Source organism: Roseateles noduli (genome assembly GCF_050626985.1).
Lineage (GTDB): Bacteria > Pseudomonadota > Gammaproteobacteria > Burkholderiales > Burkholderiaceae_C > Roseateles > Roseateles noduli_A.
Genome location: NZ_CP192463.1, coordinates 6601548 through 6624345, shown reverse-complemented (window position 1 = coordinate 6624345; position 22798 = coordinate 6601548). Strand labels below are relative to the sequence as shown.

The following is a 22798-nucleotide window of genomic DNA, read 5'->3' as shown; positions in this document are numbered from 1 at the left end:
GACACCAGGGAGGGTTGGAAGAGACGCGTACCTTCGCGTCGCTCAGCGGAAGACCACCGTGCGATGGCCGTTGAGCAGCACGCGGTGTTCGGCGTGCCACTGGATCGCGCGGGCGAGCGTCACGCATTCGACGTCGCGGCCGATCGCCACGAGCTGGTCCGGCGTCATCGAGTGGTCGATGCGGGCGACGTCCTGCTCCACGATCGGCCCCTCGTCGAGATCCGAGGTCACGTAGTGCGCGGTCGCGCCGATCAGCTTGACGCCGCGCTCGTGGGCCTGGTGGTACGGACGCGCGCCCTTGAAGCTGGGCAGGAAGCTGTGATGGATGTTGATCGCGCGCCCTTCCAGGAAGCGGCACAACTCCGGCGACAGGATCTGCATGTAGCGCGCCAGCACGACGAGGTCGATCTGCTGCTCCTCGATCAGCTCGCGGAGCTTGCGTTCCTGCGCCTGCTTCTGCTCGTCGCTCGCCTGCAGCAGCGGCAGATGGTGGAACGGGATGTCGTGCGACGCGGCCAGCTGATAGAAGTCGCGGTGGTTCGAGACGATCGCCGGGATCTCGATCGCCAGATGACCGGTCTGCACGCGGAACAGCAGATCGTTCAGACAGTGGCCGAGCTTGGACACCAGCAGCAGCACGCGCGTCTTGCGCTGCGCGTCGACCAGTTCCCAATCCATGGCCAGCCGCGCCGCCAGCGGCGCGAAGGCGTCGCGCAGCGCGGATGCCGGCCGGGCCTCGGCGCACTCGAACTCGATGCGCATGAAGAAGCGGCGGTGATCGGCGTCGCCGTGCTGGGCCGAGGTCAGGATGTTGGCGCCCTGCTCGAGCAGGATGCCGGTGACGGCGTGGACGATGCCGGCCTGATCGGGACAGCTGAGCTTCAGGATGAAGCGGGTGGACGGGGATTCCGAGGAAGGCTTCGAGGCGGTCATGATGACGCGCATCGTAATGCAGCGGTCGTGCCGCACCGGTCCGGGCGCGGGCGGAACGAGCGGCCGCGGCCTCGCGATCGGGCAACCCAGCCTCGGCGGCGACGCCGGGGCGCCGGAACCTCAGGCCGCGAGCGGCTGCAGCGCGCCGCCGACCAGCCGGCGCTGGTGCTCGCAACGGGCCGCCAGGTCCTGGTCGTGGGTCACCATCACGAAGGCAGTGCCCAGCTCGCGGGCCATCTCGAGCATCAGGTCGAAGACCGTCGCGGCCGTGGAGCGGTCGAGGTTGCCGGTGGGTTCGTCGGCCAGGACGCAGGCCGGGCCCGTGACCAGTGCGCGGGCGATCGCCACGCGCTGACGCTCGCCGCCGGACAGTTCGCCCGGTCGATGCAGCACGCGGGGGCCGAGTCCCACGCGCGTCAGCACCTTCGCGGCCTGTTCGCGGGCCTGCTCCTGCGGGACACGGCGGATGCGCAGCGGCATCGCGACGTTGTCCAGCGCGCTGAATTCCGGCAGCAGGTGGTGGAACTGGTAGATGAACCCGAGGTGCTGGTTGCGCCAGTCGCCGCGGGCCTTCTCGCCGAGCGTGCCGAGGTCGCGTCCCATCAGTTCGACGCGGCCGGCGGACGGCTTGTCCAAGCCGCCGAGCAGATGCAGCAGCGTGCTCTTGCCCGACCCCGAGGCGCCGAGCACCGCCAGCGTCTCGCCCGCCTTCACGGTGACGTCGAGGCCGTGGAAGACCTGCACATCGAGCGGTCCTTCGACGAAGCGCTTGCCCAGCCCCTGCCCTTGCAACACCACCTGTCCGGCGGGGATGCGAGCGGCCGCTGGCGTTGCGTTCTTCTTGGCGTCATTCATAACGCAGCGCCTCCGCGGGCTGGACGCGGCTGGCGCGCCAGCTCGGATAGACCGTCGCGACGAACGCCAGGATCAGCGAGGTCACGGTGATGGGCACGATGTCGGACCACTGCGGGTCGCTCGGCATGTGGCTGATGACGTAGATGCTGGCCGGCAGGAAGGTGGTGTGCAGCAGCTTCTCGATGGTGGGAACGATCACGTCCAGGTTGTGCGCGACGACCAGCCCCAGGCCGAGTCCTCCCAAGGTGCCGATCACGCCAGCCAACGCGCCCTGGATCATGAACACGCCCATGATCGAACGCGGGCTGGCGCCCAGCGTGCGCAGGATCGCGATGTCGGCCTGCTTGTCGGTCACCGTCATCACCAGCGTCGACACCAGGTTGAACGCGGCCACCGCGACGATCAGCGTCAGGATGATGCCCATCATCCGCTTCTCGACCTGGACCGCGTCGTACCAGTTGGCGTTGGTGCGGGTCCAGTCGCGGACGTAGATCGCCTGCCCGGCCTGCAGCATCTCGCGCTGCAATTGCGCGCCGACCTGGCGGGCCTGTTGCACGTCGCGCAGCTTCAGCTGAACGCCGCTCGGCGTGCCGGTGCGGAACAGCTTGGCCGCATCGCCCACATGGATGAGCGCCAGGCCACTGTCGTACTCGTAATGCCCGGCCTCGAAGACCCCCACCAGCGTGAACTGCCGCAGCGTCGGCTGCACGCCCAGCGGCGTCACCTGCCCCGACGGGATCGCCAGCGTGATCTTGTCGCCGCGCTGCACGCCCAGTTGCCGCGCCAGCTCGATGCCCAGGATGATGTTCCATTGGCCCGGCTGCAGACGCTCCAGCAGGCCGTCCTTCGCCAGCTTCTCTGCGATCGGCGTCACGCCCGGCTCCAGCGCCGGATCAATGCCCCGCACAATCGTGCCCCGCATGTCCGAACCCCGCGCAATCAGCGCCTGACCCGACACGAACGGGGCAGCCGCGGCCACCTCCGAGTTCTTCTTCGCCTGGTCCGCGACCGCGCGCCAGTCAGGAAGACCCTCGCCTGTGTCGCTCAGCAACTCCACGTGCGCAATCACGGACAGCATCCGCTCACGCACCTCCTTCTGGAAGCCGTTCATCACCGACAACACAATGATCAACGCGGCAACGCCCAGCGCAATGCCGAACATCGACACGCCAGAAATGAAGGAAATGAAGCGGTTGCGGCGCCCTCCACGCCCAGCTCGCGTGTAACGCCAGCCGATCTGCAACTCATAGGGCCAATTCATAGGGGGTGGATGCTAACCGCTCGCCTTGCCCTCGCCGCTTAGGGCTGGCTGATGAGCAACGGACTCCGGGGCGGGCCCCAGGCCGTTGGCGCATTGAGCAGGGGCGCCAACTCGCGCCGCTCACCTGCGGTTCGCTGTGCTCGGACAGACGGCGCCCCAGTCAGTTTTTTTGGAGGCTCAATGCGCCAACGGCCTGGGGCCCGCCCCGGAGTCCGCGATGCGTCGAGGCCTACGGACGAGGAGCCATGCCGGCGTCCTTCCTACCCCCTCTCCCGCTTGCGGGAGAGGGAGGGGTGAGGGCCAGCGACCGTGGCAGTCAGTGCGCCTCGTCCCAGTTGGCGCCGACGCCAACTTCGGCCAGCAGCGGCACCTTCAGCGCGGCGACGCCAGCCATCAGCGTCGGCACCTCGGACTTGACCCAGTCCAGTTCCTCGTCCGGCACCTCGAACACCAGTTCGTCGTGCACCTGCATCACGATCTTCGTCTTCTTGCCCTGCTCGTCCAGCGCCTGCTGCACCGCGATCATCGCCAGCTTGATCAGGTCGGCCGCCGTGCCCTGCATCGGCGCGTTGATGGCCTGGCGCTCGGCGCCGCTGCGGCGCGGACCGTTGCCCGAGTTGATCTCCGGCAGCCACAGGCGCCGTCCGAAAACCGTCTCGACGTAGCCCTTCTCCTTGGCGAACTGCTTCGTGTCGTCCATGTAGCTCCGCACACCGGCGAAACGCGTGAAGTAGCGGTCGATGTAGTCCTTCGCCGCCTTCTGCTCGATGCCCAGCGACTGCGCCAGCCCGAACGCGCCCATGCCGTAGATCAGGCCGAAGTTGATCGTCTTCGCGTAACGCCGCTGCTCGGGCGTGACCGCGTCCAGACCGCCGCCGAAGACCTCGGCCGCCGTCGCGCGGTGCACGTCCTGCCCTTCCTGGAACGCCTTCAGCAGGCCCGGGTCCTCGCTCATGTGCGCCATGATCCGCAGCTCGATCTGCGAATAGTCCGCCGACACGATGTGATGTCCCGTCGGCGCGATGAAGGCCTCGCGCACGCGGCGGCCGTCGGCCGTTCGGATGGGGATGTTCTGCAGGTTGGGCTCGTTGCTGGACAGGCGCCCCGTCACCGCCACGGCCTGCGAGTAGGTCGTGTGCACGCGGCCCGTCCGGGCGTTGACCATCAGCGGCAGCTTGTCCGTGTAGGTGCTCTTGAGCTTGGACAGCGAGCGGTACTCGAGGATCTTGGCCGGCAGCGGGAAGTCCGCGGACAGCTTCTCGAGCACCTCCTCGTCCGTCGACGGCGCGCCGGTCGCGGTGCGCTTCACCACGGGCAGGCCGAGCCGGTTGAACAGGATCTCGCCGATCTGCTTGGGCGAGCCGATGTTGAACGGCTGCCCCGCGATCTCGTAAGCCGCCTGCTCCGCCGCGACCATGCGCTGGCCGAGGTCGGCGCTCTGCGCCTGCAGCCGGCCGGCGTCGATCAGCACGCCGGTGCGCTCGATGCGCGCCAGCAGCGCCGACACCGGCATCTCGATCTGCTCGTAGATGAACTTCAGCCCGGCGTCGGCCTCCAGGCGCGGCATCAGCGTCTGGTGCACGTGCAGGCACATCTCGGAGTCCTCGCAGGAGTACTCCGACGCCTTCGCCACCTCGACCTGCGCGAACGGGATCTGGTGCGCGCCCTTGCCGCACAGGTCCTCGTAGCTCAGGCCCTTGCGGCCCAACACGCGATCGGCCAGGGCCTCCAGGCCGTGGCTGCGATGCGCCTCCAGCACGTAGCTCTCCAGCATCGTGTCGAAGGCGGTCCCCTGGACCGCGATGCCGTGGTTGGCCAGCACGTGGGTGTCGTACTTGACGTTCTGCGCGACCTTCTCCTTCAGCGGATCCTCGAGCCAGGGCTTGAGCTTCGCGAGCACCTCGTCCATCGGCAGCTGCTCGGGCGCGTCCGGGCCGTCGTGGCGGATCGGGATGTAGGCGGCCTCGCCCGGCTTCACGCTGAAGCTGATGCCGACGATGCGCGCCTGCATCGGATCCAGCGAGTCGGTCTCGGTGTCGAAGGCGGCCAGTTCCGCGGCGTTCAGCTGCTCGATCCAGGCGTCGAGCCGGGACATGTCGACGATGGTCTCGTAGCGCTTGTCGACGGGGATCGCGGGATGCTGGGCCTCGGCATAGGGATCGGTCGGGCGCGCGGCACCGAGGTCCGCTTCCGGCGCGGCGCGCTTGGGCGCCTCGCCGCCGAGCTTGCCTTCGAGGTCGCGCTTCCAGGTCTTGAAGCCGTTGCGCGTGTAGAAGTCCAGCAGGCCGGCTTCGTCGACCGGGTTGAAGGCCAGCGCCTCCAGCGCCGGCCAGCCCGCGACGTGCACGCACAGGTCGCAGTCGACCTTGACCGTCACCAGCTTGCGCCCCATCGGCAGCCAGTCCAGCGCCTTGCGCAGGTTCTCGCCGGCGACGCCCTTGATCTGGTCCGCGTGGGCGATCACGCCGTCCAGCGAGCCGTGCTCGGCGATCCACTTGGCGGCGGTCTTCGGGCCGACCTTCTCGACGCCGGGCACGTTGTCCACCGTGTCGCCCATCAGGGTCAGGTAGTCGATGATGCGATCCGGCGGCACGCCGAACTTGGCCAGCACGCCGGCCTCGTCCAGCTTCTCGTTGCTCATCGTGTTGATCAGCGTGACGTCCGGCGTCACCAGCTGCGCCAGGTCCTTGTCGCCGGTCGAGATCACCACCTGGTGGCCCGCCTGCGCCGCCACCCGCGACAGCGTGCCGATGCAGTCGTCGGCCTCGACGCCGGGCACCGTCAGGACGGGCCAGCCCAGCAGCTTCACCACCTCGTGGATCGGCTCGATCTGCTCGCGCAGCGCGTCGGGCATCGGCGCGCGCTGGGCCTTGTACTCGGGGTACCACTCGTCGCGGAAGGTCGGGCCGGACGCGTCGAAGACGCAGGCGGCATGTTCGGCGCCGTAGTCGTCACGCAGCTTCTTCAGCATGGCCACCATGCCGTGGATGGCACCGGTGGGCTGCCCGCCGGGACCGCGCAGGTCGGGCATGGCATGGAACGCGCGGTAGAGATAGCTGGACCCGTCGACCAGCAGCATCAGAGGTTTGCTCATCCCGACATTGTTGCAGGCGCGCAGCGCCCGGACTGGCAGGAGCCCGGGACTTCAACCGGCACTCGCCCGGGGGGGCGGGGTTTTCCTGGGGCGAGCCTTAGAATCGGCTCCACCATGAAAACCACCCGCCTCGCCCCTCTGTTCGCCGCCCTGGCCGCCTTCGCGTTCCAGGCTCACGCGGCCGACGCGCCGGCTCCGGTCCCGGCCCCCGCCGAGCCCGCGAAGTTCCGCGACGTGCCCGAGGTGAAGGTCGAACAGCTCGTCAACGAAGACGACAAGGTCCGCATCGAGGAAACCCGGGTGAGGGGCCTGACCCAAAAGGTCGTGGTCAAGAACAAGGACAGCAAGGCGCCCGAGTACGAGATCCTGCTCGGCGACACCGGTCGCGACATCCCCACCCGCCAGGGCGACGACCGCGGCAACGCGGGCGCGCGGGTCTGGCGCCTCTTCAATTTCTGACCCGTCGAGGCTGATCCGCCGCGGTCGGCCCCCGGTCCGTTCTTTTTCCTTTTCATGGCCGTATTCACCGACGTCTCGACCGGGCAGGCGCAAGCGCTGCTGGACACGCTGGCCCTGGGCGAACTGCAATCGCTCAAGGGGATCACTGCCGGTATCGAGAACACCAACTACTTCGTCACCACGACGCGCGGCGCCGAGCAGCACGAGTACGTGCTCACGATCTTCGAGCGCCTGAGCTTCGAGCAACTGCCGTTCTACCTGGAGCTGATGCGGCACCTCGCGCGCAAGGGCGTGCCGGTGCCCGCGCCGCAGCCCGACGCGCAGGACCGCATCCTGCACACCGTGGCCGGCAAGCCGGCGGCGGTCGTGGACAAGCTGCGCGGCGGGCATCAGCTGGCCCCGGACGTGTTCCATTGCGAGCAGGTCGGCGCCGGGCTCGCCCGGATGCATCTGGCCGGCCAGGACTTCCCGCTGCACCAGGACAACCTGCGCGGCCTGCCCTGGTGGCGTGAGACGGTGCCCGTCGTGCTGCCGCACCTGACGCCCGACCAGGCCGCGCTGCTGAGCGCCGAACTGGCCTTCCAGGAGCAGCTCGCCGCCGGTGCCGCGGCGCTGCCACGCGGCCCCGTCCACGCGGACCTGTTCCGCGACAACGTGATGTTCGACGGCCTGCCCGGGCGCGAGAAGCTCAGCGGCTTCTTCGACTTCTACTTCGCGGGTGTCGACAGCTTCCTGTTCGACCTCTGCGTCTGCCTGAACGACTGGTGCATCGACCTGGACAGCGGCCGCCTCGACGAGCAGCGCGCCGGCGCCTTCGTCAAGGCCTACGAGTCGGTGCGCCCGCTCACCGGTGCCGAGCACCGCCTGCTGCCCGGCCTGCTGCGCGCGGCGGCGCTGCGCTTCTGGATCTCGCGGCTGTGGGACTTCCACCTGCCGCGCGAGGCCAGCCTCCTCACACCCCACGATCCCACCCATTTCGAGCGCGTCCTGCGCGAGCGCATCGCCAGACCCTGGCATGCGCTGGAGTCCTTGTCATGATCCTGCACCTGCAAACGGTCCCGCCGCGCAACGGCCTGCTCTGGGTGCGCCACGGGCTGAAGGTGCTGCGGCGCAAGCCGATCGCGCTGATCGGGCTGTTCGCCGTGTTCCTGCTGGTCTCGTCGGTGCTGCAGCTGGTGCCGCTGCTGGGTCAGCTGGTGGTGCTGGCGGCGCTGCCGCTGGTGTCGCTTTCCTTCATGCTGGCGTCGCACCAGGTGCTGCAGTCGCACACGCCGACGGCCGCCGTCTTCGCGCAGCCGCTGCAGCTGACCAAGGAACGCCGCCGCGACCAGTTGATCCTCGGCTTCGTCTACGCCTTCAGCACGATCGCCGTGATGTTCCTGGCCCACTGGCTGGACGGCGGCGCCCTGGTGCGCGCGGTCGAACAGGTGGCCGCGGCGGGCAGCGCCGCCAAGCCCGATCAGAAGGCGATCGAGGCCACCATCGCCGATCCCTCGCTGACCACCGGCATCGGCCTGCGGCTGCTGCTGACGGGACTGATCTCGATCCCGTTCTGGCACGCGCCGGCGCTGATCCACTGGGGCGGCCAGGGCGTGCTGCAGGCCCTCTTCTCCAGCACGCTGGGGGTGTGGCGCAACAAGGGCGCCTTCGCGCTGTCGGGCCTGGTCTGGGTCGGGCTGACCTTCGGCGCGACGATGGTGCTGACCATCGTCGGCATGCTGCTTGGCCTGGCCAATCTGCTGCCCTTCCTGCTCGTGCCGCTGGCGATGATCCTGACGACGGCGTTCTACTGCTCGCTGTACTTCACCTTCATCGACTGCTTCATGTTCGGCGCACCGAAAGACCTGCCCGAGACGCCGGTCACGCCGGCCTGAACGCAGGTCTGAACGCGGTTCCGAACCCAGACCTGAGCGGCAGACCTGGACGCAGATCGCCCGACGTCACCTGAAAGCAGGTGCCGGGTCTTGCCTCTGCGCTGGCCTCGGCGCCTGCCCGTCGCATCCCCGGTCATTGCTTCGCCATTCGCACGAACATGCCTCGAAGGAATTGCTAACGGCTTTTTCACGTTACCGTCACTTGCTCTTCGCAGAATCCGCCCGCCTTTCCATTGCAGCGGAGCCTTCACGAATGAGCAAGCAGCACGACATCGTTGCCAGCCAAGACAGCATCAACGAGTACGACGAGGACGCGGTCCTCAATCCGTCCGCCAACCCGCATTTCGATGACATCCTCGCCGCGCGCCTGTCGCGGCGCGTCGCCCTCAAGGGCGGCATCACCACGGCGGCGTCCGCGCTGCTGGGCGGCTCGATCCTGAGCGCCTGCGGCAGCAGCGACGACTCGCCGGCGCCGGCCCCCGCGCCCGCCCCGGCGCCGCAGCCGGCCCCGCTGAAGATCGGCTTCACCGCCGTCGCCAAGAACAAGAACGACCTGGTGACCGTGGCCGACGGCTACAACGTCAGCATCCTGCACGCGCTGGGCGACCCGCTGCACTTCGGCGACACGTCCTGGCAGGACGACGGTTCCGAATCGGCCGAGTCCTACAACCGCCGTGTCGGCGACGGTCACGATGGCATGTACTGGTTCGGCATGAGCGACGCCGGCGCCTTCGACGCCAAGCGCTCGGACCGCGGCCTGCTGGCCGTCAACCACGAGTACGTCGTCGCCCCGTACGGCCTGCACCCGGCCGGCCGCGCCGCCGGCGCCGCGCGCAACGCCACCGAGGTCGAGAAGGAAATCTACGCCCACGGCATCTCCGTGGTCGAAGTCAAGCGCGACGCCACGGGCACCGGCATGAGCATGGTGCGCGGCTCGCGCTACAACCGCCGCGTGACCTCGGCCACGACGATGGACATCACCGGTCCGGCCAAGGGCAGCGTCCAGCTGCAGACGCTGTTCAGCCCGACGGCTGTCCAGACCCGCGGCACCAACAACAACTGCGCCAACGGCTATACCCCGTGGGGCACCTACCTGACCTGCGAGGAGAACTACCTCAACGTGATCAGCCGTGCCGCCGGCGACGACGCGCAACGCAGCGCCAAGGACGTGGCCAGCCTCAACCGCTACGGCCTGCCGCAGAACCGCAAGAGCCCCTACCTGTGGGAAACGGCCGGCACCGCCGACCTGTTCGCGCGCTGGAACTCGTCGGTCACCGGCGCCGCCGCGACCGCCGACTACCGCAACACGATCAACACCTTCGGCTGGGTGGTCGAGATCGATCCGTTCGCGCCGGACTCCGTCCCCGCCAAGCGCACCGCGCTGGGCCGCTTCAACCATGAAGGCGCCTGGCCCGCCGAGGCCGTCGCCGGCAAGCCGATCGTCATCTACATGGGTGACGACTCGCGCAACGAGTACATCTACAAGTTCGTCTCCAAGGCCAACTGGGATGCGGCCGACGTCGGCAAGGGCATGGCCGCCGGCGCCAAGTACCTGGACGAAGGCACGCTGTACGTGGCCAAGTTCAACGCCGACGGCAGCGGCACCTGGGTCGAGCTGAGCTTCGGCAAGAACGGCCTGGACGCCACCAACGCGACCTACGCCTTCGCCGACCAGGGCGACGTGCTGATCAACGCGCGCATCGCGGGCGACATCGTCGGCGCCACGAAGATGGATCGTCCGGAGTGGGGTGCGGTGCACCCGACTAACGGCGAGATCTACATGACCCTGACCAACAACAGCAACCGCGTGGCCAACACCGCGACGCCGACCGGCAGCCAGCTCAAGCCGGACGCCGCGAACCCGCGTTACTACGAAGACATGAAGGGTGCCGCCTCGCAGAAGGGCAACCCGAACGGCCACATCATCCGCTGGAAGGAAGACGCGGCGGACGTCACCAAGCTGACCTGGGACGTGTACCTGTTCGGCGCGCAAGCCGACGCGGCGGCGGACGTCAACCTGTCGGCCCTGGCCGACAGCAACGACTTCTCCAGCCCGGACGGCCTGTACTTCGACAAGCGCGGCATGCTGTGGATCCAGACCGATGACGGCGCGTACACCGACATCACCAACTGCATGATGCTGGCGGCACTGCCGGGCAAGGTCGGTGACGGTGCCGTGGTCAACGCCGCGGGCGGCACGCAGACCCGCGCGGGCGCCAAGGCGACGTCGGACACCCTGCGCCGCTTCCTGGTCGGTCCGAAGGAATGCGAGATCACCGGCATCGCCATGACGCCGGACGCCAAGACGCTGTTCTTCAACGTCCAGCACCCGGGCGAGGAAACGGCGCCGGACTGGAACGCGAAGACCTTCGGCAGCTACTGGCCGGCCAACCAGGCCGACCCGACGGTGAAGAAGCGTCCGCGTTCCGCGACGGTGGTCATCACCCGCAAGGACGGCGGCGAGATCGGCATCTAAGCAGGCCAAGGTCGGCCCGTGCCCAGGCCCGGGCCGACACAACGCCAAGGCCAAAGCGAACGCCAAGGCCCGAACGCCTCGCTCTCACTGGGGCCGGAATGATTCGGGGGGTTCCCGGAGGGACGCCCCCCGAGTCGTGGAGTGCCCGCGCCAGGCGCTGGCAGGGGTCTTCGAACGCCTCTACTTCGAGATCTCCGAAGCGAGGCCTGCCTGCCGGTCGCTCTCGCCGAGGATCTGGCTGAGCAGGCCCTCGATCACGGAACGCGGCACTTCACCCGCGAGTTCATCGGCCACCACTTCCGCCTGTGCGCGCACCAGCTCGCACAGGCGTTTCAATTCCAGCGTGATGCTGCGGGGTGCGATGTCGCAATCGCGCGCGAAGTCGGCCCATGCCTGCGCATCGAATGCGCGCGCGTTGTGGGCGCCATGGGCGTCATGGGCGTCATGAGTGCCGCAGGCGAAGCCATGCGCCGGCGCCACCCGCAGCCCCCCGTGATCGACGAAGAACGACAGGTCTTTCGCCGCCGAGCCCTCGCAGCCGATGAGCTGGCGGAACATCGTCCAGCGCAGCAGCGCGCGGCTGTCGACCAGCGGCGTGGGGCTGTGCGCCAGCAGCGAGAAGAGCTGCGCCAGCGACACCCCCTCACGGTCAGCTGGCGGCACGCCGAGTGCCTGGCAGGCGCTGATCGCATGCAGACGCTGCACGCGGCCGTCTTCGAGCCGCTGCCGATCGAAGCGTTCGACCAACAGCACCGGTTCCGGCACGCGGTGCAACTCGACCGGTGTCACGTCCAGGCCCACGCGCGCGGCGAGTCGCAGGCAGAAGAATTCGTCGAAGGGCTGATCGCCCGCCCCTTGCGCGTCGGACGCCGGCTTGAGCACATGCGTCGACGCCATCTGCGGTCCGTCGACGAAGTGCCAGCCGCCGTCCCGCTCAACGTAGACCGCAAGCTTGTCCCGCTCGCCGCCGAGCGCGCCGCGCACCTGTCCGTCCCAGACCGGAAAGGGCAACTCATCGCGATGGCGGATGCGCTCCGACAGTTCGTCGCGTGCGATCGCCCGTTGCACCGGTCCTGCCGGTCGTTGAAGTCCGTCCGCGATCAGCCGCACCGCGCCGGCCAGATCCCGCCCCATGAGGCGCATCGCGCCGAAGCTGTCATCGGCCCTGAGTCCCAGCGCGGCCAAGGTCCGCGACCGGGCGTCTCCGGCGGGCAGCAGATGATCGAAGAACGCGAGCACGGCATCCGCCGTGGACTCGCTGCCCGGCCCGCCGCGCGGCGGCATCGGCAGCGAAGGTGCCAGCGCAAAGGCCAGCACTTCCGAGGTCCATCGTTCGAGGTAAGCCAGCGACAGCCTGCGCGGCGCCTCCGTCTGCCCAAGCGGCGCATCAGCCGCTCTCAGCCAGCCCACTTCATGCTCGTCGAGCCAGACCTCCAGACCGTTCATGCATCGTCATCCAGGTCGGAGAACTTCGAGTCGCGTGCGGTGCGGATCGCGCGTCTGACGACCTCCCGCTGCTGCGACGGGACGGCGAACAGACTCACGCCGAGCGCCCTCGCCGCCTTGAGCACGGTGGACAGGCTGACGCCGCCCTGGCCGGTCTCGATGTTGATCAGCGTCTGGCGCGACATGCCCAGCGCCTCGGCGGCTTCGACCAGCGGCAGCCGCGCGGTGGTGCGCGCGGCGCGGACGGCGGCGCCCAGCGCCAGCGCGTCCTCGATCATCGGGTCGTCGGGCGGATCAATCGGTACAACAGTGCGCATGGAGATTCCAGGATCAAAGACGTATTCGCCGGATCTCCCTCCCGGGCAATCGTGATTCCTGTTTGCTGGAATCTTTATCGCTCACCGCCCATTCTGCGCCTGGAGACACGCCTCCCGGCGTGCTCCGTACGATGTCCGCTCAATCGTTCAGGTCTCGTCCCTGAGCACCGTTCCGACGGTCACCGTCTCAATCGATCGGCGTGAGCTTGGCGACGCTGAGCGCCAGCCACTTCGTGCCGTGCCGGCCGAAGTTGACCTGCGCTCGCGCGTCCGGTCCGGTGCCCTCCAGCGTGAGCAGCACGCCCTCGCCGAACTTGTTGTGGAACACGCCCTTGCCGACGCGCAGTCCGCCGTGTTCGTTGCCGGTCTTCTCGGCCGCCGACTGCTTCATCGCGCTGGGCACCGGCGCCTGCGGGAACGCGGACGGATCGACGCGACCCGCGCCCACCATCGACTTCAGCCCCGAGCCGCGCTGCCACGCCTGCTGGTAGTCCCGCGCGAAGCCGGAGCCGAAGCCCTGGTTGCGCGGCGTCAACCACTTCAGCGTCTCCTCGGGCAGCTCCTCCATGAAGCGGCTCTTGATGTTGTAGCGGGTCTGGCCGTGCAGCATCCGCGTCTGGCAGAAGCTGATGTACAGCCGCTGACGCGCGCGCGTGATCGCGACGTACATCAGCCGGCGCTCTTCCTCCAGCCCGTCCGAGTCGGACAGCGAGTTCTCGTGCGGGAACAGGCCTTCTTCCATGCCGGTGATGAACACCGCGTCGAACTCCAGGCCCTTGGCCGAGTGCACCGTCATCAGCTGGATCGCGTCCTGGCCGGCCTGCGCCTGGTTGTCGCCAGCCTCCAGCGAGGCATGCGTCAGGAACGCGGCCAGCGGCGACATGATCTCGCCGGTTTCCGCGTCCGGCGTGGCGGCCGCGGCCGGGGCGACCGCCGCCGGCAGCCCGTCCGCGATCGCGCCGGGCGAGTGCTCGTCCACCGGCAGCGCCACCGCGTCCTTGCCGAAGCCCTCCTGCGTCACGAAGGCCTCGGCGGCGTTCACCAGTTCGCCCAGGTTCTCCAGCCGGTCCTCGCCTTCCTTCTCGGCACGGTAGAACGCCGTCAGGCCGGAGTGCTCGATGATGTGCTCGATGATCTCGCGCAGCGTGAGCCCGGCCGTGGCCTCGCGCATCGCGTCGATCAGGCCGACGAAGCCCGCCAGGCTCGCGCCGCCGCGACCGCCGACCGCGCCGATGCTCTGCACCAGCGAGCGTCCGCTCGGACGCGCCGCATCCTGCAGCTGCTCGATGGTGCGCGCGCCGATGCCGCGCGCCGGGAAGTTGACGACGCGCAGGAAGCTGGTGTCGTCGTTCGGGTTCTCGATCAGGCGCAGGTAGGCCAGCGCGTGCTTCACCTCGGCCCGCTCGAAGAAGCGCAGGCCGCCGTACACGCGGTACGGGATGCCGGCGTTGAACAGCGCCGATTCGATCACCCGCGACTGCGCGTTGCTGCGGTAGAGCACCGCGATCTCCTTGCGCTCCAGCCCCTGGCGGTGCAGCGCCTGCGCCTCCTCCAGCAGCCATTGGGCCTCGGCGAAATCGCTGCTGGCCTCGTGCACGCGCACCGGCTCGCCGGGACCGGCCTCGGTGCGCAGGTTCTTGCCCAGGCGCCGGCTGTTGTTGCTGATCAGCGCATTGGCCGCGTCCAGGATGTTGCCGAAGCTGCGGTAGTTCTGCTCCAGCTTCACGACCTGGCGCACGCGGTACTCGCGCTCGAAGTCGGCCATGTTGCCCACGCGCGCGCCGCGGAAGGCGTAGATGCTCTGGTCGTCGTCGCCGACCGCGAACACGCCCTGCCCGCGCCCGGGCGGCGCGAACATCTTCAGCCACGCGTACTGCAGCTTGTTGGTGTCCTGGAACTCCTCGACCAGCACGTACTGGAAACGGCGCTGGTAGTGCTCGCGCACGGCCTGGTTGTCGCGCATCAGTTCGAACGAGCGCAGCATCAGCTCGGCGAAGTCCACGACGCCCTCGCGTTCGCACTGGTCCTGGTAGGCCTGGTAGATCTCGACCAGCTTGCGGGTCTGCTCATCGCGCAGGTCGATGTCCTTGGGACGCATGCCGTCCTCTTTTGCGCCGGCGATGTACCAGGAGACCTGCTTGGGAACGAAGCGCTCCTCGTCGAGCTTCATCGCCTTGATGACGCGCTTGACCGCGGACAGCGTGTCGCCCGAGTCCAGGATCTGGAAACCTTGCGGCAAGCCGGCCAGTTTCCAGTGCGCGCGCAGGAAACGGTTGCACAGGCCGTGGAAGGTCCCGATCCACATGCCGCGCACGTTCACCGGCAGCATCGCGGACAGGCGCGTGACCATCTCCTTGGCGGCCTTGTTGGTGAAGGTCACCGCCAGCACCGAGGCCGGCGTCGCATGACCCTGGCTCATCAGCCAGGCGATGCGCGTCGTCAGCACGCGCGTCTTGCCCGAGCCGGCGCCGGCGAGGATCAGCGCGGGCTCCTGCCCCAGCGTCACCGCGGCGTACTGCTCGGGGTTGAGGTTGTCCAGCAGGCCGCGCGGCGCGCGCGGCGTGAACAGGTCCTCTTGCGGCGGGGTCGGGCGCTCGTCGCCGAAATCCTGGGAATTCATCCAGCCATTCTAGAGAGGCTGGCATCATGCTGCCCTCATGAAGACAGAAAAATCCAAGACCGCGGCGAACACGGCAGGCAGGAACAGCCGGGCGGGATCAGAGGTGGCCCCGTGCGCCTGCGGCAGCAAGCTCCCGTATGCATCGTGCTGCGGGGCCCTGCACCGGGCCTTCGCCGAGAGCGGCGCGCTCATCGCGGCGGACGCGCAGGCGCTGATGCGCTCGCGGTACACGGCCTACACGATGGATCTGATCGAGTATCTGCTCGCGACGTGGCATCCGAGCACCCGTCCCGCGTCGCTCGAGCGGGGGGAACAGGACCTGAAGTGGTTGGGCCTGGAGGTGCGTCAGCACACGCGCCAGGACGCGGACCACGAGACGGTGGCGTTCATCGCGCGCAGCAAGGTCGGCGGGCGCGCGCACCGCATGCACGAGGTCAGCCGGTTCGTGCGGGAGCACGGGGCGTGGCTGTATGTGGACGGCCAGATCGACTGACGACCCGCACGGCCGGCGTGCGCCGCACCACCCTGCCCAAGACCAGGACGAACCGGTCCAGGAAGGACCGGTGACCGATGTGAAATTCCTGAGGCATGGCGAACTCCTGCTGGCGACTGTGCGTGCGGACCGAGGGGATCGCGCCACCGACCACCGATGGCGCGGAATGCCTGCTGCGATGATGGACAGTCGACATGACAGGATTTTGGCGAACCACCCTGTGGCTGTCCTCTCCCCCCAAACGGGGAAAAGAGGGCAAAAAGCGCTCCAGGCGTGCGCACACCGTCCCCTTCAGCGATGACATCCCCTGCAGTCCCCAGTTCCGTCTCCGGTTCCATCCCCGCTCCCGATCCAGTTGCCGGCCTCGCATCGCCCTCCGCGTCCCTCGCCCCGTCCGTCGAGCCATCGCGCGTGCTTCGACTGCTTCATCTGGATGAGCACCTCGCGGTGATCGACAAGCCGGCCGGACTGCTCGTGCACCGCACCGCGATCGACGCCCATGAAGAGGACGCCGCGCTGCAGCGCCTGCGCGATCAGCTGGGTCGGCCTGTCTGGCCGGCGCATCGACTGGACCGCGGCACCTCAGGCGTGCTGGTCTTCGCGCTGAGCGCCGAGGTGGCGAGCCTGCTCGGCCAGGCGCTGGCCGAGCGCCGCACCCGCAAGCGCTACCTGGCGCTCGTGCGTGGCTGGCCCGCCGGCGATGCCGGGGTCATCGACCATCCGCTGGCGCGCGACCCGGAGCTGGCCTCCGCGGGCCAGCCGCACCTGGACGCGCAGACCGAGTGGTCCTGCCTGCGGCGGCATGAGGTCCCCGTCACCACCGATCCGCGCTTCGCGACGACGCGGCTCGCCTTGCTCGCGTGCGAGCCGGTGCAGGGACGGCGCCACCAGATCCGCCGGCATCTGAAGCACCTCGCGCATCCGATCGTCGGCGATGCCAACCATGGCAAGGGGCCGCTCAACCGCGCGCTCGCGGCGCACTTCGGTCGGCAGCGTCTGTGGCTCCACGCGCAGCGGCTGACGCTGACGCATCCGGTCACGGGCGCCGGACTCGAGCTCGAAGCGCCGCCCGGGCCGGAGTGGGGGCAATTCCTCTGATCGGCGTCGCAGCACTTCCGCCGCGGCTGGCCCTCACCCCTACCCTTGTATGTAGCAAAGTAGCCCAGGCCGTCACAGGCCGACCAGCCCAGGGTAGGCGCTTCGGCGCCATGCCGAGGGAGAGCGAGGGTCGTGGTGGCCGACCTCATTCGCCATGACGGACAGCCCGAACGGTTGTGAGGTCCATTGAGGCCGTATCGAACGCAAGGAAGGGCGCTGTCATGAGCGAAGAGATCTTCATCGGTATCGACGTTTGCAAGGCTTGGTTGGACGTGGCTCAGGTGCCCGCTCCGCCTTGTATGTAGCAAAGTAGCCCAGGCCGTCACAGGCCGACCAGCCCAGGGTAGGCGCTTCGGCGCCATGCCGAGGGAGAGCGAGGGTCGTGGTGGCCGACCTCATTCGCCATGACGGACAGCCCGAACGGTTGTGAGGTCCATTGAGGCCGTATCGAACGCAAGGAAGGGCGCTGTCATGAGCGAAGAGATCTTCATCGGTATCGACGTTTGCAAGGCTTGGTTGGACGTGGCTCAGGTGCCCGCTCCGCCTGCCGACAAGTCCGGTGCGTTGGCCACGAGGGTGGACAACGACGAGCCCGGACGAGCAGTGCTGGTGTCGCAGCTCAAGAAGCTGGGGCCCACGCTGGTGGTGATGGAGGCCACCGGTGGCTTCGAGGCGGCGCTGGCGGGTGAGCTGTGCGCGGCGGGAATCGCCGTGGCGGTGGTCAATCCCAAGAAGGTGCGCGACTTCGCCCGGGCCGCCGGCGTCCTTGCCAAGACGGACCGGCTGGACGCGAAGGTGCTGGCCGAGTTTGCTCAGCGCATGCGTCCGCAGGTGTACGCGCTGCCGGATGAGACGCAGCAGGAAATCATCGAACTGGTGGATCGGCGAGCGCAGTTGGTGACCATGCGCGCACAGGAAAAGAACCGCTTGTCCACGGTCAAGCACGTGGCGCGCACGAGCGTGCGACAGCACATCGAGTGGCTGGATAAGCGGATCAAGGAGATCGACAAGGATCTGGACGGTCGCTTGAAGGACTCGACGATCTACCAGCCCAAGTACGAGCTGCTGGACAGCGTGCCGGGTATTGGCCGAGTCACGATCACGATGCTGCTGGGACGCCTGCCGGAGTTGGGCAGCTTGGACCGCAAGCGCGTGGCGGCGCTGGTGGGCCTGGCGCCGTTTGCCGACGACAGTGGCAAGCGGCGCGGCCAGCGCTACATCCAGGGCGGACGAGCAGACGTCCGCACGGCGATGTACATGGCTGCGCTCACGGCCAAACGATGCAACGGGCCCATCAAGGCGTTGTACGAACGCCTGCGCTTGGCGGGCAAGCCCTTCAAGGTCGCGATGACTGCATGCATGCGCAAGCTGCTGATCATCCTCAACGCCATCCTCAAAACCGGCCAACCCTGGAGAAACGCCGAAGGCGCTTGACACGGTTGCTCTCCCGCAAGCGGGAGAGGGGGTAAAACGGCGCTGCTCTCCCAAAAGCGGGAGAGGGGGTCAGCATTCAGCCGAAGCGCACGGCGTAGATCGGCGGCAGGTGCGCGGACACCAGCGACCAGCGGTCGCCGGCATCGTCCGTGGCCCACAGGTTGCCTGTCGTGCTGCCCATCAGCAGGCGCCGGCCGTCGTCGTGCGCGGCCAGACCGTGGCGGTAGATGAGGTCGTAGCAATGCGCCTGCGGCAGGCCGTTGCGCAGCGTCTCGAAGGTCCTGCCGCCGTCGCGCGTGCGGTTCACCACCAGCGCGCCGTCGACGGGCAGGCGCTTCTCGTCCTTGATGCCGGGCACGAACCACGCCGTGCCGGGATCCCCCGCATGCGCGGCCACCGCGAAGCCGAAGCCCGACAGCGGCGGCTTGATCTCGCTCCAGTTCGCACCGCCGTCGACCGAGCGCCAGACGCCGTTGTGATGCTGGCACCAGAGCACGTCCGGATCCGCCGCGCTGGCGACGATGCGGTGCGGGTCCTGCGTGTTCTCCTCGCCCTGCTGTTCGGGCGGCAGGAAGTCGGCGCGCATGCCCTTGGCGCTGATGTGCCAGGTCGCGCCGCCGTCCTCGCTGCGCCAGGCGCCGCCGCAGGAGATGCCGAGCAGCAGCCGCTTCGGATCACGCGGATCGACGTTGATCGAATGGATGCCCGGCGCGTCGTAGCCGCCACCGAACCAGCCCAGCCGCTCGGGCATGTGCCACAGCGTCTCGACGAGCTGCCAGGTCTCGCCCTGGTCGTCGCTGACGAAGAGGCCTCCGGGGATGGTCCCCGCCCACAGCCGCCCGTCGCCGCCGCGCTCCAAAGCCCAGATCTGCTGAAGCTTCCAGGGCGGGCCCTCGGCGCCTTCCGGCTGCTCGGGGAAAGCCGGCGCCGTGAGTTCACGCCAAGTGATGCCGCCGTCGTCCGACGCCTGCAGCTTGGCCCCGAAGTGCCCGAGATTGAGCGCGGCGAACATCCGTCCGACGCCCTGTGGCGCGGGCAGCACCATGCTGATCGGGTCCCCCACGAAGCTGTGGCGGCCGATCGACCATCCGCCGTTGGCGGGATCGTTCCGGAGTTCGAAAAGGCCCTTGCGGGTCGCGGCCCAGGCGGTGGTGGTCATCGGTGTCTCCTTGCGATGGCTGGCGTTGCGATGGCGGACCTCAACTCTCACGACGTTTGAGCGTCGCGGTTCTCGACACGACGGAGAGCGGCATTGCTCAGCCGCCGGACAGCGCCTGCAGCACGTAGACCTTGGACTGCGGCGTCAGCGGGTCGCTGAGCGCTTGGCGATCCCGCGCGCGGTGGCCGTCGATGAACACGGCGACATGCGTACGCAGGTGGCCCTGCTCGTCCAGGATGTAGCCGCGCAATCGCGGATTGCAGTCGAAGGCGAGCGTCAGCGCCTCCCCCAGCGTCCCGGCGTCGCAGTCCAGCTGGGGGGTGTCGACGAAGCGATGCAGTTGCGAGGTGAATTCGACATGCGCCATGGGGTGCGATCCTGCGACGAAGCAGCCCGCATGAACAGTGGGGCCACCGAGCACGACGAACGGGCGCCCGTCCTTTCGACAACGCCGTGAGCCCGGTGCGGGCAGAATCGCGGGCCACCCTCAGGCGGCCACCACGCGGCCAACACGGGGCCCTTGCGCGGCCCTTGCGCCGCTTCTTGCGCGATTCCCGAAGCTGGACCCATGACCAACGCCCCCTCGACCGCCGCCGACACCCGCCACGCCCGCATCGGCATGCTCTACGCCGCGCTGGCCTACATCGCGTGGGGCCTGTTCCCGCTCTACTTCAAGCGGCTGAGCGACGTCAGCGCGTTCGAGGTCATTGCGCACCGGACGCTGTGGTCCATGGTCTTCGTCGCGATCGTCCTGACGGCGCTGCGCCGCTGGGCGTGGCTGGTGCCGGTGCTGCGATCGCCGAAACTGCTCGGGACCTGCGCCGTGTCGGCGCTGCTGCTCTCGACCAACTGGCTGGTCTATGTGTGGGCGGTGCAGCAGGGGCACGTCGTCGAGGCCAGCCTGGGTTACTTCATCAACCCGCTGGTCAACGTGGTGCTGGGCTTCGTATTCCTGCGCGAGCGGCTGCGGCCGGTGCAGTGGCTGGCGATCGGGCTCGCCGCGGCCGGCGTGATCTGGCTGACGGTCACCGCCGGACGGTTGCCGTGGATCGCGCTCGTGCTGGCGCTGAGCTTCGGGGTCTACGGGCTGATGCGCAAGACGGCGCAGCTCGGCGCGCTCGAGGGACTGACGCTGGAAACGCTGATCCTCTCGCCGTTTGCCGCCGTCGCCCTGGTCTGGTGGACGCACCAGGGCACCAGCGCGCTCGCGACCGGCGACGCCGGTCACATCGCCTGGCTGCTGCTGGCGGGACCGCTGACCGCTGTGCCGCTGCTGCTGTTCGCCGCCGGTGCGCGTCGCATCACGCTGACGACGCTCGGCCTCGTGCAATACCTGTCCCCGACGATCCAGTTCCTGCTCGGCGTCTGGCTGTATCACGAGCCGCTCGCCGGCGCGCGGCTCGTCGGCTTCGTGCTGATCTGGTCGGCGCTGGCCGTCTACAGCGCGGAGAGCCTCTGGCGCAGCCGGCGGTGATCGCCCCCCAAAACGACTGACGCCCCTTTCGGGGCGTCAGTTCAGAGGAGCGCGTTGCTCGTCAGTTGCGGATCAGATGATCGAAGGCGCTGAGTGCCGCCTTCGCGCCGTCGCCGGCCGCGATGATGATCTGCTTGAACGGCACCGTCGTCGCGTCGCCCGCGGCGAACACGCCCGGCACCGAGGTCTGGCCCTTCGCGTCGACGATGATCTCGCCGTGACGCGACAGCTCCACCGTGCCGCGCAGCCACTCGGTGTTGGGCACCAGACCGATCTGCACGAACACGCCTTCGACCTCGACGCGCTTGGCTTCACCGGTGGCGCGGTCGATGTAGTTCAGGCCGTCGAGCTTGCCCGCCGTGCCGGTGAACTCGCTGGTCTGCGCCTGCTTCAGGATGACGACGTTGGGCAGGCTCTCCAGCTTCTTCACCAGCACCGCGTCCGCGCGCAGCTGGTCGCCGAATTCCAGCAGCGTCACATGCGACACGATGCCGGCCAGGTCGATCGCCGCCTCGACACCGGAGTTGCCGCCGCCGATCACCGCCACGCGCTTGCCCTTGAACAGCGGACCGTCGCAGTGCGGGCAGTAGGCCACGCCCTTGTTCTTGTACTCCTGCTCGCCCGGCACGTTGACGTTCCTCCACCGCGCACCGGTCGAGATGATCACCGTCTTGCTCTTCAGCGATCCGCCATTGGCCAGCTTCAGCTCGACCAGCCCGCCCGGCGTGGCCGCCGGAATCAGCTGGTCCGCGCGCTGCAGGTTCATGACGTCGACGCCGTAATCCTTGACGTGCGACTCCAGCGCCATCGAGAACTTCGGACCGTCGGTCGACAGCACGGAGATGTAGTTCTCGATCGCCAGCGTGTCGTTGACCTGGCCGCCGAAACGCTCGGCCGCGATGCCGGTGCGGATGCCCTTGCGGGCCGCATACACCGCCGCCGCCGCGCCGGCCGGGCCGCCGCCGACGATCAGCACGTCGTACGGGTCCTTGGCCGACAGCTTGGCCGCGTCCTTCTCCGCCGCGCCGGTGTCCAGCTTGGCGGCGATCTCCTCGACCGTCATGCGGCCTGAGCCGAACTCCTGGCCGTTCAGGTAGATCGTGGGCACGGCCATGATCTCGCGGGCGTTGACTTCGTCCTGGAACAGCGCGCCGTCCACGACCACCGTCTTGACGCGCGGATTCAGCACCGACATCAGCGACAGTGCCTGCACGACGTCCGGGCAGTTGTGGCAGGTCAGGGACATGTACACCTCGAAGAGGTAGTCCCCGTCCAGGCCCTTGATCTGGTCGATGGTGGACTGTTCCACCTTCGGGGGATGACCGCCCGTCCACAGCAGGGCCAGCACCAGCGAGGTGAACTCATGGCCCAGGGGAATCGCCGCGAAGCGCAGGCTCTGTGCCGTGCCCGTGCGCTTCAGGCTGAACGACGGCTTGCGCGCGTCGTTGCCGTCGAGGTTCAGCGTGATCTTGTCGGACATCGCGGCGATGTCCTGCAGCAGCTGCTTGAGCTCTGCGGAGCTCTCGGAGTCGTTCAACGAGGCTTCGATCTCGAACGGCAGCGTCACCCGCTCCAGGTAGGCCTTGAGCTGCGCCTTCAGGTTGTCGTCCAACATCGTTGCTTCCTTCCAATTTTCTTAAGCGACTTCGAGAACCGGCCTCCCTGTCAGATCAGAGGGGCGGCCGAACACACGCCCGCGGACCGGATCGGTCCACGCGCGGTGCTTCTGCAGTGAGGGGGAGAGGAACGTCCTCATCCGGATCACCGGTCCGGGGGAAGGTCGATCCGGATGGATCGCCTGCTTC

Annotated in this window: 18 protein-coding genes; 8 read left to right on the top strand and 10 right to left on the bottom strand. The window is 68.4% G+C overall.

Annotated features, from left to right (window positions below; genetic code table 11):
• Positions 1-42: 42 nt before the first annotated feature.
• From purU to polA, 4 genes are all read right to left on the bottom strand, one after another.
• Positions 43-933 carry a formyltetrahydrofolate deformylase gene (gene purU, locus ACQ4L4_RS28860; protein ID WP_377156833.1) on the bottom strand — a complete coding sequence of 297 codons (891 nt, stop codon included), beginning with the start codon at positions 931-933 and terminating at the stop codon, positions 43-45.
• Positions 934-1053: 120 nt separating this feature from the next.
• The gene (locus ACQ4L4_RS28855; protein WP_377156834.1) at positions 1054-1788 is read right to left on the bottom strand and encodes an ABC transporter ATP-binding protein; all 735 of its coding nucleotides are present in this window, start codon (positions 1786-1788) and stop codon (positions 1054-1056) included.
• A complete protein-coding gene (locus ACQ4L4_RS28850) occupies positions 1781-3049 on the bottom strand; it encodes a lipoprotein-releasing ABC transporter permease subunit (protein WP_431102201.1) in 1269 nt (422 codons plus the stop codon). Before ACQ4L4_RS28850 ends, ACQ4L4_RS28855 begins: the two co-directional genes overlap by 8 nt.
• 316 nt (positions 3050-3365) lie before the next feature.
• Positions 3366-6143, bottom strand: a complete 2778-nt coding sequence (gene polA, locus ACQ4L4_RS28845) for a DNA polymerase I (protein ID WP_431102200.1) — start codon at positions 6141-6143, stop codon at positions 3366-3368.
• Between the two features lie 114 nt (positions 6144-6257).
• Here polA and ACQ4L4_RS28840 point away from each other — a divergent pair, with 114 nt between their 5' ends.
• The 4 genes from ACQ4L4_RS28840 (at position 6258) to ACQ4L4_RS28825 (ending at position 10952) form a co-directional block, all read left to right on the top strand.
• Positions 6258-6602 carry a hypothetical protein gene (locus ACQ4L4_RS28840; protein WP_431102198.1) on the top strand — a complete coding sequence of 115 codons (345 nt, stop codon included), beginning with the start codon at positions 6258-6260 and terminating at the stop codon, positions 6600-6602.
• Positions 6603-6656: 54 nt separating this feature from the next.
• Positions 6657-7640, top strand: a complete 984-nt coding sequence (locus tag ACQ4L4_RS28835) for a homoserine kinase (RefSeq protein ID WP_431102197.1) — start codon at positions 6657-6659, stop codon at positions 7638-7640.
• A complete protein-coding gene (locus ACQ4L4_RS28830) occupies positions 7637-8476 on the top strand; it encodes a BPSS1780 family membrane protein (RefSeq protein WP_431102195.1) in 840 nt (279 codons plus the stop codon). The genes ACQ4L4_RS28835 and ACQ4L4_RS28830 overlap by 4 nt, the downstream gene beginning before the upstream one ends.
• Before the next feature lie 253 nt (positions 8477-8729).
• Positions 8730-10952 carry a PhoX family protein gene (locus ACQ4L4_RS28825; protein WP_431102194.1) on the top strand — a complete coding sequence of 741 codons (2223 nt, stop codon included), beginning with the start codon at positions 8730-8732 and terminating at the stop codon, positions 10950-10952.
• 180 nt (positions 10953-11132) lie between these two features.
• On the opposite strand, the gene ACQ4L4_RS28820 is transcribed toward ACQ4L4_RS28825, so the two are convergent.
• The 3 genes from ACQ4L4_RS28820 to ACQ4L4_RS28810 form a co-directional block, all read right to left on the bottom strand.
• On the bottom strand, positions 11133-12398 hold the full coding sequence (locus ACQ4L4_RS28820; protein ID WP_431102192.1) for a HipA domain-containing protein: 1266 nt from the start codon (positions 12396-12398) through the stop codon (positions 11133-11135).
• Positions 12395-12715 (bottom strand): helix-turn-helix transcriptional regulator, encoded by a 321-nt coding sequence (locus ACQ4L4_RS28815; RefSeq protein ID WP_431102191.1) that lies wholly within the window; start codon positions 12713-12715, stop codon positions 12395-12397. Before ACQ4L4_RS28815 ends, ACQ4L4_RS28820 begins: the two co-directional genes overlap by 4 nt.
• Before the next feature lie 187 nt (positions 12716-12902).
• Complete coding sequence (locus tag ACQ4L4_RS28810) at positions 12903-15335, bottom strand: UvrD-helicase domain-containing protein (RefSeq protein ID WP_431102190.1); 2433 nt, start codon at positions 15333-15335, stop codon at positions 12903-12905.
• A 37-nt stretch (positions 15336-15372) separates the two neighbouring features.
• On the opposite strand from ACQ4L4_RS28810, the gene ACQ4L4_RS28805 reads away from it, so the two are divergent.
• The 3 genes from ACQ4L4_RS28805 to ACQ4L4_RS28795 all read left to right on the top strand — a co-directional run bounded on the left by ACQ4L4_RS28805 (position 15373) and on the right by ACQ4L4_RS28795 (position 18360).
• Positions 15373-15828 carry a YchJ family metal-binding protein gene (locus ACQ4L4_RS28805; protein ID WP_431102188.1) on the top strand — a complete coding sequence of 152 codons (456 nt, stop codon included), beginning with the start codon at positions 15373-15375 and terminating at the stop codon, positions 15826-15828.
• A 411-nt stretch (positions 15829-16239) separates the two neighbouring features.
• Positions 16240-16926 carry a pseudouridine synthase gene (locus ACQ4L4_RS28800; protein WP_431102187.1) on the top strand — a complete coding sequence of 229 codons (687 nt, stop codon included), beginning with the start codon at positions 16240-16242 and terminating at the stop codon, positions 16924-16926.
• A gap of 471 nt (positions 16927-17397) precedes the next feature.
• Positions 17398-18360 carry an IS110 family transposase gene (locus ACQ4L4_RS28795; protein ID WP_431102186.1) on the top strand — a complete coding sequence of 321 codons (963 nt, stop codon included), beginning with the start codon at positions 17398-17400 and terminating at the stop codon, positions 18358-18360.
• 76 nt (positions 18361-18436) lie between these two features.
• Here ACQ4L4_RS28795 and ACQ4L4_RS28790 read toward each other — a convergent pair whose 3' ends face one another.
• Both ACQ4L4_RS28790 and ACQ4L4_RS28785 read right to left on the bottom strand, forming a co-directional pair.
• Positions 18437-19519 carry a WD40/YVTN/BNR-like repeat-containing protein gene (locus tag ACQ4L4_RS28790; protein WP_431102185.1) on the bottom strand — a complete coding sequence of 361 codons (1083 nt, stop codon included), beginning with the start codon at positions 19517-19519 and terminating at the stop codon, positions 18437-18439.
• 97 nt (positions 19520-19616) lie between these two features.
• The gene (locus ACQ4L4_RS28785) at positions 19617-19886 is read right to left on the bottom strand and encodes a MoaD/ThiS family protein (protein ID WP_431102184.1); all 270 of its coding nucleotides are present in this window, start codon (positions 19884-19886) and stop codon (positions 19617-19619) included.
• A 201-nt stretch (positions 19887-20087) separates the two neighbouring features.
• Between ACQ4L4_RS28785 and rarD the strand changes: the two genes are divergently transcribed.
• The gene (gene rarD / locus ACQ4L4_RS28780) at positions 20088-20993 is read left to right on the top strand and encodes an EamA family transporter RarD (RefSeq protein WP_431102183.1); all 906 of its coding nucleotides are present in this window, start codon (positions 20088-20090) and stop codon (positions 20991-20993) included.
• Positions 20994-21054: 61 nt separating this feature from the next.
• Here the strand turns inward: rarD and ahpF are convergent, their stop codons facing one another.
• Positions 21055-22608 (bottom strand): alkyl hydroperoxide reductase subunit F, encoded by a 1554-nt coding sequence (gene ahpF, locus ACQ4L4_RS28775; protein ID WP_431102182.1) that lies wholly within the window; start codon positions 22606-22608, stop codon positions 21055-21057.
• Positions 22609-22798 lie beyond the last annotated feature (190 nt).

What these genes read in the sequence shown, in the direction of transcription:
- ACQ4L4_RS28790 (WP_431102185.1), bottom strand. Translation starts at nt 19,519, where the DNA reads ATGACCACCACCGCCTGGGCCGCGACCCGCAAGGGCCTTTTCGAACTC.
- ACQ4L4_RS28820 (WP_431102192.1), bottom strand. Translation starts at nt 12,398, where the DNA reads ATGAACGGTCTGGAGGTCTGGCTCGACGAGCATGAAGTGGGCTGGCTG.
- ACQ4L4_RS28795 (WP_431102186.1), top strand. Translation starts at nt 17,398, where the DNA reads ATGAGCGAAGAGATCTTCATCGGTATCGACGTTTGCAAGGCTTGGTTG.
- purU (WP_377156833.1), bottom strand. Translation starts at nt 933, where the DNA reads ATGACCGCCTCGAAGCCTTCCTCGGAATCCCCGTCCACCCGCTTCATC.
- ACQ4L4_RS28805 (WP_431102188.1), top strand. Translation starts at nt 15,373, where the DNA reads ATGAAGACAGAAAAATCCAAGACCGCGGCGAACACGGCAGGCAGGAAC.
- ACQ4L4_RS28785 (WP_431102184.1), bottom strand. Translation starts at nt 19,886, where the DNA reads ATGGCGCATGTCGAATTCACCTCGCAACTGCATCGCTTCGTCGACACC.
- ACQ4L4_RS28855 (WP_377156834.1), bottom strand. Translation starts at nt 1,788, where the DNA reads ATGAATGACGCCAAGAAGAACGCAACGCCAGCGGCCGCTCGCATCCCC.
- rarD (WP_431102183.1), top strand. Translation starts at nt 20,088, where the DNA reads ATGACCAACGCCCCCTCGACCGCCGCCGACACCCGCCACGCCCGCATC.
- ACQ4L4_RS28815 (WP_431102191.1), bottom strand. Translation starts at nt 12,715, where the DNA reads ATGCGCACTGTTGTACCGATTGATCCGCCCGACGACCCGATGATCGAG.
- ahpF (WP_431102182.1), bottom strand. Translation starts at nt 22,608, where the DNA reads ATGTTGGACGACAACCTGAAGGCGCAGCTCAAGGCCTACCTGGAGCGG.
- polA (WP_431102200.1), bottom strand. Translation starts at nt 6,143, where the DNA reads ATGAGCAAACCTCTGATGCTGCTGGTCGACGGGTCCAGCTATCTCTAC.
- ACQ4L4_RS28840 (WP_431102198.1), top strand. Translation starts at nt 6,258, where the DNA reads ATGAAAACCACCCGCCTCGCCCCTCTGTTCGCCGCCCTGGCCGCCTTC.
- ACQ4L4_RS28825 (WP_431102194.1), top strand. Translation starts at nt 8,730, where the DNA reads ATGAGCAAGCAGCACGACATCGTTGCCAGCCAAGACAGCATCAACGAG.
- ACQ4L4_RS28830 (WP_431102195.1), top strand. Translation starts at nt 7,637, where the DNA reads ATGATCCTGCACCTGCAAACGGTCCCGCCGCGCAACGGCCTGCTCTGG.
- ACQ4L4_RS28810 (WP_431102190.1), bottom strand. Translation starts at nt 15,335, where the DNA reads ATGAATTCCCAGGATTTCGGCGACGAGCGCCCGACCCCGCCGCAAGAG.
- ACQ4L4_RS28835 (WP_431102197.1), top strand. Translation starts at nt 6,657, where the DNA reads ATGGCCGTATTCACCGACGTCTCGACCGGGCAGGCGCAAGCGCTGCTG.
- ACQ4L4_RS28850 (WP_431102201.1), bottom strand. Translation starts at nt 3,049, where the DNA reads ATGAATTGGCCCTATGAGTTGCAGATCGGCTGGCGTTACACGCGAGCT.